Source organism: Kitasatospora sp. NPDC059327, assembly GCF_042752535.1.
In the GTDB taxonomy this organism is placed as follows: Bacteria; Actinomycetota; Actinomycetes; order Streptomycetales; family Streptomycetaceae; genus Kitasatospora.
This window is the reverse complement of record NZ_JBHYYB010000181.1, coordinates 1-9,778: the sequence shown is the minus strand read 5'-3', so window position 1 is coordinate 9,778 and position 9,778 is coordinate 1. Positions and strand designations below refer to the sequence as shown.

Genomic DNA, 9,778 nt, shown 5'->3' with positions numbered 1-9,778 from the left:
CGCCCGGTTACATTCCGAACCCGGAAGCTAAGCCTCACAGCGCCGATGGTACTGCAGGGGGGACCCTGTGGGAGAGTAGGACGCCGCCGAACAATTCTTCTAGAGAAGCCCCCGCCGGGGAACCGGACGGGGGCTTTTCTGTTGTAGGGTCAACATGCATAAGTTGTCACACGGTACAGGAGGCCCCCGGGTGGAGGTCCAGGAGACGCGGGTCCAGACCGATCGCGTCCTCACCATCCCCAACCTGCTGAGCATGGGCCGGCTGGTCGGCGTTCCGCTCTTCCTCTGGTTGATCCTCTGGCCGGTGTTCGGCGGGCCGAACAATGACGGCTGGGTGCTGCTGATTCTGATGCTCAGTGGCATCAGTGACTACCTCGACGGGAAGCTCGCCCGCAGGTGGGGGCAGATCAGTCGGGTCGGTCAGTTGCTCGACCCGCTGGCGGACCGCCTCTATGTGCTCTCCACCCTGCTGGGTCTGACGTGGCGTGAGATCCTGCCATGGTGGCTCACGGCGATCCTGATCGCGCGTGAGCTCTTTATCGCGGCACTCCTTCCGATTCTGAACCGGCACGGCTACGGCCCGTTGCAGGTGAGTTTCCTGGGCAAGGCGGCGACATTCAATCTGATGTACGCGTTTCCGCTTCTGCTGCTCGGTAGCGGGCACACCTGGATCGCGCGGCCGGCCGAGGCCGTCAGCTGGGCCTTCATCTGGTGGGGCACCGCGCTGTACTGGTGGGCCGGCATTCTCTACGCCGTCCAGGCGCGGCAGATCATCCGGGCGGACTCCGCCTCCTCCCCGTCCGCAGTCTGAGACGTGATCTGAGAGAAGTCCCACGCCACCTCGGTGCGTCGGACGATATCTTCCGGGTAGAGAACCTCTGGAACGGTTTGATGGACCTGCAGGGTCCACCACCGAGAAGGAGGACGCACCCGTAATGAAAGCCGTTGTAATGGCAGGGGGCGAAGGCACCCGACTCCGCCCGATGACCTCCAGCATGCCGAAGCCGCTGCTTCCGGTGGCCAATAGGCCGATCATGGAGCACGTGCTTCGGCTGCTGAAGCGGCACGGCCTCTCCGACACCGTCGTCACCGTCCAGTTCCTCGCCTCACTGGTCAAGAACTACTTCGGTGACGGCGAAGAGCTCGGTATGCATCTGACATATGCGAACGAGGAGACGCCACTCGGTACGGCGGGCAGTGTCAAGAACGCCGAGGACGCGCTGAAGGACGACTCCTTTCTGGTGATCTCCGGTGACGCGCTGACCGACTTCAATCTCTCGGAATTGATCGAGTTCCACCGCAGCAAGAACGCTCTGGTCACCGTCTGTCTCACCCGGGTGCCGAATCCACTGGAGTTCGGCATCACGATCACCGATGACGAGGGCCGGGTCGAGCGCTTCCTGGAGAAGCCGACCTGGGGACAGGTCTTCTCCGACACGGTCAACACCGGTATCTACGTCATGGAGCCCGAGGTCTTCGACTACGTGGCGGCGGGTGAGTCCGTCGACTGGTCGAGTGACGTGTTCCCGCAGCTGCTGAAGGAGGGCAAGCGGGTCTACGGCTACGTGGCCGAGGGCTACTGGGAGGACGTGGGCACCCACGAGAGCTACGGCAAGGCCCAGGCGGACGTCCTGGAGGGCAAGGTCGACGTCGAGCTCGACGGGTTCGAGATCTCGCCCGGCGTCTGGGTGGCGGAGGGGGCCGAGGTGGACCCGGACGCGGTGCTCCGCGGTCCGCTCTACATCGGGGACTACGCCAAGGTCGAGGCCGGCGTCGAGATCCGCGAGCACACCGTGCTCGGCAGCAACGTGGTGGTCAAGCGCGGGGCCTTCCTGCACAAGGCGGTCATCCACGACAACGTCTACATCGGGCCGCAGAGCAACCTGCGGGGCTGCGTGGTCGGCAAGAACACCGATGTGATGCGGGCCGCGCGGATCGAGGACGGCGCGGTGATCGGCGACGAGTGCCTGGTCGGCGAGGAGTCGATCATCGGCGCCAACGTCCGGGTCTACCCGTTCAAGACCATCGAGGCCGGCGCGGTCGTCAACACCTCGGTGATCTGGGAGTCCCGCGGCCAGGAGCACCTCTTCGGGCTGCGCGGCGTCTCGGGCATCCTGAACGTCGAGATCACACCGGAGCTGGCCGTCCGGCTGGCGGGCGCCTATGCGACGACCCTGAAGAAGGGTGCCACCGTCACCATCGCGCGGGACCACTCGCGAGGTGCGCGGGCCCTCAAGCGGGCGATGATCTCGGGGCTGCAGACCAGTGCGATCGATGTCCGTGACCTGGAGAACGTGCCGATGCCGGTGGCCCGGCAGCACACGGCCCGGGGGAGCGCCGGCGGGATCTTCCTGCGGACCACGCCCGGTGTGCCGGACTCGCTCGACATCCTCTTCTTCGACGAGCGCGGCGCCGACCTCTCCCAGGCCGGGCAGCGCAAGCTCGACCGGGTGTACGCCCGCCAGGAGTACCGGCGCGCGTTCCCGGGCGAGATCGGTGATCTGACCTTCCCGTCCAGCGTCTTCGACTCCTACGCCGGCAATCTGCTGCGGGCGGTGGACACCACGGGTGTCCGCGAGGCGGGGCTGAAGGTGGTGGTCGACACGGCGCACGGCAGTGCCGCGCTGGTTCTGCCGAGCATCCTGGGCCGGCTCGGCGTGGAGGCGCTCACCGTCTCCAGCGGGCTGGACGAGGCGCGGCCGACCGAGGACGCCGAGGAGCGGCGTGCGGGGCTGGCCAGGCTCGGTGAGCTGGTCGCCTCCTCCCGGGCGGCCTTCGGCGTGCGGTTCGACCCGGTCGGCGAGCGGGTGGCCTTCGTGGACGAGCTGGGGCGGGTGATCGACGACGACCGGGCGCTGCTGGTGCTGCTCGACCTGGTCGCGGCCGAGCGCCGGAGCGGTCAGGTGGCCCTGCCGGTGACGACCACCAGGATCGCCGAGCAGGTCGCCGCGTACCACGGCACGCAGGTCGTCTGGACCACGACCACACCGGACGACCTGGCCAAGGCGGCCGCGGCCGAGGGCACGGTGTTCGGCGGCGACGGCCGTGGCGGCTTCGTCGTGCCGGAGTTCAGCGGTGTGCTGGACGGGGCGGCGGCGTTCGTCCGGCTGGTCGGACTGGTGGCCCGGACCCAGCTCACGCTGAGCCAGATCGACGCGCGGATCCCGCAGGCGCACATCCGCCGGCGGGACATCGCGACCCCGTGGGCGGCGAAGGGCATGGTCATGCGCTCGGTGGTGGAGGCGGCCGGCAACCGGCAGCTCGACACCACGGACGGCGTGCGGGTGGTCGAGCCGGACGGGCGCTGGACGCTCGTGCTGCCGGACCCCGCCGAGGCGGTCACCCACCTCTGGGCGGAGGGCCCGGACGACGAGGCGACCGATGCGCTGCTGGACGAGTGGGCGGCGGTGGTCGACGGCGCCGGACGGTGATCACCGGGCCGCGGTGACGCGGCCGGGGTGGTGGGGCGGCGCGGCAGGCGCCGCACGCTCCATCGCCCCGGCCGTCCGTTTTGCAACACTTGGTCATGATCCGTCGCTTATGGTGAGTTTGCAGGTCAGGGGGTGTGCGCCACCCCCTCCGCAGACATGGGACGATGGTCCGCATGCCAGCGACGCCGAGTTCCAGTGACGGACGGTACAACCGTCCGGACGCCTCGATGTCCCTGCTGAACAGCGTGATGAACCACAGCCTGGACGAGGGCTACGCCGAGGCGGCCGCGGCGCGGGGCGGTGACCGCGACAGCCGGATACCCGGCACGGCCCGCGGCCTGCTCACGCTGGGCCTCGGGCTGGCCCTGGTCGGGGCGGTGGTGACGGTGGGCGCCGTGAACGCGCACAAGGCCGAGCCCACGCTCGCCAAGGAGCGCGATGCGCTGATCCACCGGATCAACGACAGCAACGGCTCGGCGGAGCGGCTGCAGCAGCAGGTCCAGGAGCTACGCCGCAAGGTCGACACCACCCAGCAGCAGGCGCTGTCGCCGGGCGACAGCGACCCGGCCGCGCTGGCCGGCGCGGTGGGCCTGGCCGAGGTCACCGGCCCTGGCGTCAAGCTGGTCCTGGAGGACGCCTCCGGTACCGGCGCCGGCGGGAACGTCGACCCGCGCGCCGGTCAGGGCTTCTCCAACAGCGGCCGGCTGCGCGATCGGGATCTGCAACTGGTGGTGAACGGGCTCTGGGAGTCCGGCGCCGAGGCCGTCTCGATCAACGGGCAGCGGCTCACCGCGCTCTCCGCGATCCGTGCCGCCGGTGAGGCGGTACTCGTCGACAACCGGCCGCTGGTACCGCCGTACAGCGTGCAGGCCCTGGGGGACGGGTCCAAGCTGGTCGCCACCTTCGAGAGCAACATGGCGGGTCAGTACCTTCGGCTGCTGCAGGAGAAGTACGGCATCAAGTCGACGATCTCCGCGCAGAAGAAGCTGACCCTGCCCGCCGCCGTCGGCATTACCCTGCGGACCGCCCAGCCGGCCACGCCGGAGGCTTCGCCGACGGCGAGTCCGTCCGCTGCCGCGACGACGTCCCCGAGCCCGACGGCGTCCGCCGAGGGTTCGCAGAGTCCGTCCGCCGGACCTTCCCGGTCGGCCTCGGCCAGTGCCTCGCCCTCGGGCAAGCGCACGCCGAACGGCTCCGCCAAGACCACGACAGCCCACTCGCCCGCGGCGTCCACGACCGGGGCGCCCGCCGCAGGGACAGGAGCAGCTAGACCGTGATTGCCGTACTGGGTCTCGTGATCGGGGTGGTCGTCGGCCTCTTCGTCCAGCCCGAGGTGCCCGACGCCGTCGTGCCGTACCTGCCCATCGCGGTGGTGGCGGCGCTGGACGCGGTGTTCGGCGGTGTCCGGGCGATGTTGGACGGCATCTTCAACGACAAGGTGTTCATCGTCTCGTTCCTGTCCAACGTGGTGGTGGCCGCGCTGATCGTCTTCCTCGGGGACCAACTCGGGGTCGGCTCCCAGCTGTCCACCGGTGTGGTGGTCGTCCTCGGCATCCGGATCTTCTCCAACGCCGCCGCGATCAGGCGCCATGTCTTCCGCGCCTGAGCCCGGCCGGGAGCCGGCACAGCAGGAGGCGGACCGACGGGCAGGAGCAGGCGTGCGCGAGGACGGGAACGGGGAGCGGGAGGCGACTCCCGTGGCGGGGAGTGCGCCGCGAGAGCCCGCCGAACAGGTGAAGTCGGCCGTGCCGGACGACGCGCCGGGGCCCGACCTGTCGGTCATGCCGGAGAAGCCGTTCACGGCGGAGAAGCCGGAGGCTCCGGCGGAGCCCGTGCAGGCCGAGCCCGTGGAGGCCGAACCCGTGCAGGCCGAGCCCGTGGAGGCGGCGGACCCGCCGGCGGAGCGCGGCGGAGAGCGGACCGCAGCCGAACCGGCCGAGCCGGAGCCCACGGAGGAGCCGCAGCGCGCCCACGAGGCGGAGGCGGCCCCGACGGAGCCGGTGCCCGGGGCGGCCGCCGCGCCGCGCACGGTGCCCGCTCCGGCGGAGGAGCCCGAGCCCGAGCAGCAGCCCGAACCGGAGGTGGCGGCGGCGGACGACCGCAGCGCCGGCCGGCGGCGGCTGAAGGCGGCGCTCTGGCCGCCGCGGCTCTCCCGCGGGCAGCTGGTGGTCGCGGTCCTGCTGTTCTCGCTCGGCCTCGCGCTGGCGATCCAGGTCCGCTCCACCAACGACCACCACAGCCAGCTGCGCGGCGCGCGGCAGGAGGACCTGGTGCGGATCCTCGACGAACTGGACGGCCGCCAGCAGCGTCTCCAACAGGAGAAGGCGGAGTTGGAACAGTCCCTGGCCAAGTTGGAGAACAGCTCCAACCAGGCCAAGGAGGCCCAGGAGCAGACCAGGAAGAAGGTGACGGAGCTCGGCGTGCTCGCCGGCACCGTCAAGGCCACTGGTCCGGGCATCGTACTGACGGTCGATGATCCCCAAGGGCAGGTGAAGGCGGATATGCTGCTGGACACCCTGCAGGAACTCCGAGCGGCGGGGGCGGAGGCGATTCAGATCAACGATGTGCGCGTGGTGGTCAACACCTACTTCACGGACGTGTCCGGCGGCGGTGTGCAGATCGACGGGAAGAAGGTCTCGCAGCCCTATCGCTTCACCGTGGTGGGGAACCCGCAGGACCTCACACCCGCGCTGAACATTCCGGGAGGTGTGGTCCGTACTCTTGAGAGTCATCAGGCCCGCGCGACCATCTCCCCGCAGCAGAAGGTGCTCGTCGACGCCCTCGTCGACCTGAGGACGCCGCAGTACGCCAAGCCGGCTCCGAAGTGACGAGTCACCTGCCGCACGGTCCGTCACCTGCGGGCGCCCCCCGGTGCGGGGTTCCGCCATCAGGTGGGCGAGACTGGTCCGCACCAGCACAAGCCGGAACATCACACGTCGGAGCACCACTCCAGCTGGCCCGATCCGCGACCGGGCCCGCAGCCTGTCCGAGGTTCTCACCCTGCCCCGCGGGCGGGTCTGTCACACGCAAGGGGATTCGCCCGTGAGTTTCTTCTCGAAGTTGTTCGGTCGTAACAAGGGCCGTGACGTGGCTGCCGTGGAGGCACCCACCGCGCGTCACCGCCGGGCCGACGAAGAGCCCGCAGTGCCGGGCATGCGTCCCGCTCCCGAGGGCGTCCAGTACGCCGAGCGTCCGATGTTCCGGGACGGTGCCGACGCGCAGTACGCGGGCAATCCGGCGGGCTACGGCGCGTCGGTTGACCCCTCCGGCGCCCCGCGCATAGGTTTCCCGTCAGGACCCTCAACCTCTGGTGGAGGGTTTGCCCCGGACCCGTACGCCGGGCACAACCCGTCGGGTGTCCCGCGCCAGGAGGCTGTGAACATGGCTGGCCCCACTCCGTGCCCCAGGTGCGGTAACCAGAACCCGGCCGCGGCCCGCTTCTGTTCCAACTGCGGTACGGCGCTGCGCGGGGGCGCGCTGCCCGAGGGGGCGGCGGAGACCACGTCGACCATCTCGATCTCCGGCCTGGAGTCCTACGACCCCAACACCACCACCGGCACCGGCACGCCGGCCCTGTCGGCGGAGGTGCTGTCGGCGATCGACGCGCTGCCGCCGGGCTCGGCCCTGCTGATCGTCCAGCGCGGCCCGAACTCGGGCAGCCGGTTCCTGCTGGACTCGGACAAGACCACGGCCGGGCGTCACCCGCAGGGCGACATCTTCCTGGACGACGTGACCGTCTCGCGCAAGCACGTGGAGTTCCGCCGGACGCCCGGGGGCGGCTTCACCGTCGCCGACGTCGGCAGCCTGAACGGGACGTACGTCAACCGTGAGCGGATCGACGAGGTGTCGCTGAACAACGGCGACGAGGTGCAGATCGGGAAGTACCGGCTGGTGTTCTTCGCCAGCCACCACCGGGGGTACTGAAACCAACGTCGGCAGGAGCCCGAGTGAGCGCGAACCCTCCTTCATCTCTCGGGGCGGCCGCCCCCGCGTCGCCCGGTCCGCTGCCGGACCAGGGCGCGCGGGGAGCGGTCGCGGCCCCCAGGCAGCCGGTCCGCCCGGACCGGCCCGCCGGGGGCGGCCGGCGGCGCGGCGGCGACGAGCTGCTGAGCATCGGCGCGGTACTGACCTCCCTGCGGGACGACTTCCCCGAGGTCACCATCTCGAAGATCAGGTTCCTGGAGGCGGAGGGCCTGGTCGAGCCCCAGCGCACACCGTCGGGGTACCGCAAGTTCAGCCCGGCCGACGTCGAGCGGCTGGCCTACGTGCTGCGGATGCAGCGTGACCACTACCTGCCGCTGCGGGTGATCCGCGAGCACCTGGACGCGATCGAGCGCGGGGAGGCCCCGCCCGCGCTGCCCGCCGCCGAGGCCCGGCCCGGGCCGATGGAGGAGGCGGACCGCGAGCTGGTGGCGGCCGCCGAGGCCTCGGCGGGAGTACGGCTGGGCCGCGCCGAGCTGCTGGCCGCCGCCGAGGCGGGCGAGCGCGAGCTGGTCGAGTGGGAGTCGTACGGGCTGGTCGTGGCCGGTTCGGACGGCGGCTACGACGGCGAGGCGCTGCAGGTCGCCCGGCTGGTCGCGGAACTGGGCCGGTACGGACTCGAACCGCGCCACCTGCGGGCCATGAAGGCGGCCGCCGACCGCGAGATCGCGCTCGTGGAGCAGGTGGTGGCGCCGCTGCGCCGGCACCGCAACCCGCAGACCCGGGCGCATGCCGAGGCCACGGCACGGGAGCTGGCCACCCTCTCGGTCCGGCTGCACGCCGCCATGGTCCAGGCCGGTCTGCGGCCCCGGTCGTGACCCGCCGACCCCGCTGACCAGCGCCGTCGGCTCTGCGCTTTCATATCCGGGGCGAGGGCCATAGGGTTGCGTGTGTGAATGAGCTCGACGTCGTGGGTGTCCGGGTGGAGATGCCTTCCAACCAGCCGATCGTGCTGCTTCGGGAGGTCGGGGGCGATCGGTACCTGCCGATCTGGATCGGTCCCGGCGAGGCGACCGCGATCGCCTTCGCCCAGCAGGGCATGACGCCGGTGCGCCCGCTGACGCACGACCTCTTCAAGGACGTCCTGGAGGCCCTCGGGCAGCAGCTCACCGAGGTGCGGATCACCGACCTGCGCGAGGGCGTCTTCTACGCCGAACTGGTCTTCGCGGGCGGGGTCGAGGTGAGCGCCCGGCCGTCCGACGCGATAGCGCTGGCGCTCCGGACCGGTACGCCGATCTACGGGAGCGAGGAGGTGCTCGCCGAGGCGGGCATCGCCATCCCGGACGAGCAGGAGGACGAGGTCGAGAAGTTCCGCGAGTTCCTCGACCAGGTCTCGCCGGAGGACTTCGGCGGCGGCACGCCGCAGTAGCGCGGAGCCGGCGGGAACGGCCGCCGCGGATGGCCGTCACGGACGGCGGTGGATTCGAGGGGTGAGCGGCGGTGGGGCCGAAGGCCGCCATCCTGCCGAATGCGTTCGTCCGTTTTGCCAAATAGCGTCCACCTACCCACACTGGGGGCACGAAAAACCACTCTCCTGAGTGACGCGGTTTGTGCTGCCCGGCGTGGCGATCGTTGACGGCTCATAAGGGACTGCCTACCGTCAGGAGTGGCTGCCCGGGTGCCTGTCGCCCGCAGTCTGGGTTGCCCGCAGGACGAGTGGACGGAGGTAGGCATGACCGGCACCGGCGATGAAGCGGCCGTGGGAGGCCTGTGCACCGTGCACATGCCCCGCGCCGCCCGCAGTGTGGCCGAACTGCCCCGGATGGGCCGGTTCCCGGCCGTGCAACCGGGCCAGCCCGCCATCGAGCGGCTCGCACCCACCTCCGAACTGATCGGCTACCGCGGCCCGACGGCCTGTGCGGCGGCCGGCATCACCTACCGCCAGCTGGACTACTGGGCGCGGACGGGGCTGCTGGAGCCCAGCGTCCGCTCGGTCTACCCGGCGAGCAGCCAACGGCTGTACAGCTTCCGCGACATCCTGCTGCTGAAGATCGTCAAGCGGCTGCTGGACGCCGGGGTGTCCTTGCAGAACATCCGGGTGGCGGTCGCCCATCTGCAGTCCGTCGAGAACGGCGACCTGAACGGGCTGACGCTGATGAGCGACGGCGCGACCGTGTACGAGTGCACCACGCCGCAGCAGGTGGTCGACCTGCTGAAGGGTGGTCAGGGTGTGTTCGGCATCGCCGTCGGCGCGGTCTGGCGGGAGCTGGAGTCGGCCCTCGGGCGGCTGCACGCCGAGCGGACCGACACCGGTGAGACCGTGATCGGGCACGATCCGGGGGACGAGCTGGCCCAGCGCCGCAACCGGGCGGTCTGAGCCGCACGACCGACGAGGCCGCGGGCCCGGACGGGGAACCGTCCGGGCC

9 protein-coding genes and 1 rRNA gene are annotated in these 9,778 nt (G+C 70.7%); all 10 read left to right on the top strand.

The features are described from left to right. Nucleotides 1-92, top strand: a 5S ribosomal RNA gene (gene rrf, locus ACFXHB_RS43400); the annotation flags it as partial. 98 nt (nucleotides 93-190) lie between these two features. Then, the gene (locus tag ACFXHB_RS43395; protein ID WP_380582530.1) at nucleotides 191-811 is read left to right on the top strand and encodes a CDP-alcohol phosphatidyltransferase family protein; all 621 of its coding nucleotides are present in this window, start codon (nucleotides 191-193) and stop codon (nucleotides 809-811) included. Between the two features lie 124 nt (nucleotides 812-935). Further along, nucleotides 936-3,431, top strand: a complete 2,496-nt coding sequence (locus ACFXHB_RS43390; protein ID WP_380582528.1) for a sugar phosphate nucleotidyltransferase — start codon at nucleotides 936-938, stop codon at nucleotides 3,429-3,431. A gap of 173 nt (nucleotides 3,432-3,604) precedes the next feature. Then, entirely contained in the window at nucleotides 3,605-4,708 is a 1,104-nt protein-coding gene (locus ACFXHB_RS43385; protein WP_380582526.1) for a DUF881 domain-containing protein, read from the top strand. Then, nucleotides 4,705-5,037 (top strand): small basic family protein, encoded by a 333-nt coding sequence (locus ACFXHB_RS43380; protein WP_030062488.1) that lies wholly within the window; start codon nucleotides 4,705-4,707, stop codon nucleotides 5,035-5,037. Before ACFXHB_RS43385 ends, ACFXHB_RS43380 begins: the two co-directional genes overlap by 4 nt. A gap of 175 nt (nucleotides 5,038-5,212) precedes the next feature. After that, a complete protein-coding gene (locus ACFXHB_RS43375; RefSeq protein WP_380582534.1) occupies nucleotides 5,213-6,259 on the top strand; it encodes a DUF881 domain-containing protein in 1,047 nt (348 codons plus the stop codon). Between the two features lie 553 nt (nucleotides 6,260-6,812). Further along, the gene (locus tag ACFXHB_RS43370) at nucleotides 6,813-7,355 is read left to right on the top strand and encodes an FHA domain-containing protein (protein WP_380582525.1); all 543 of its coding nucleotides are present in this window, start codon (nucleotides 6,813-6,815) and stop codon (nucleotides 7,353-7,355) included. Nucleotides 7,356-7,537: 182 nt separating this feature from the next. Next, nucleotides 7,538-8,230, top strand: coding sequence for a MerR family transcriptional regulator (locus ACFXHB_RS43365; RefSeq protein ID WP_380582532.1), 693 nt, complete (start codon nucleotides 7,538-7,540; stop codon nucleotides 8,228-8,230). A 74-nt stretch (nucleotides 8,231-8,304) separates the two neighbouring features. Next, nucleotides 8,305-8,781 (top strand): bifunctional nuclease family protein, encoded by a 477-nt coding sequence (locus ACFXHB_RS43360; RefSeq protein WP_360185161.1) that lies wholly within the window; start codon nucleotides 8,305-8,307, stop codon nucleotides 8,779-8,781. Nucleotides 8,782-9,084: 303 nt separating this feature from the next. Continuing rightward, complete coding sequence (locus tag ACFXHB_RS43355; protein ID WP_380582524.1) at nucleotides 9,085-9,729, top strand: MerR family transcriptional regulator; 645 nt, start codon at nucleotides 9,085-9,087, stop codon at nucleotides 9,727-9,729. The last annotated feature ends 49 nt before the right edge of the window (nucleotides 9,730-9,778 follow it).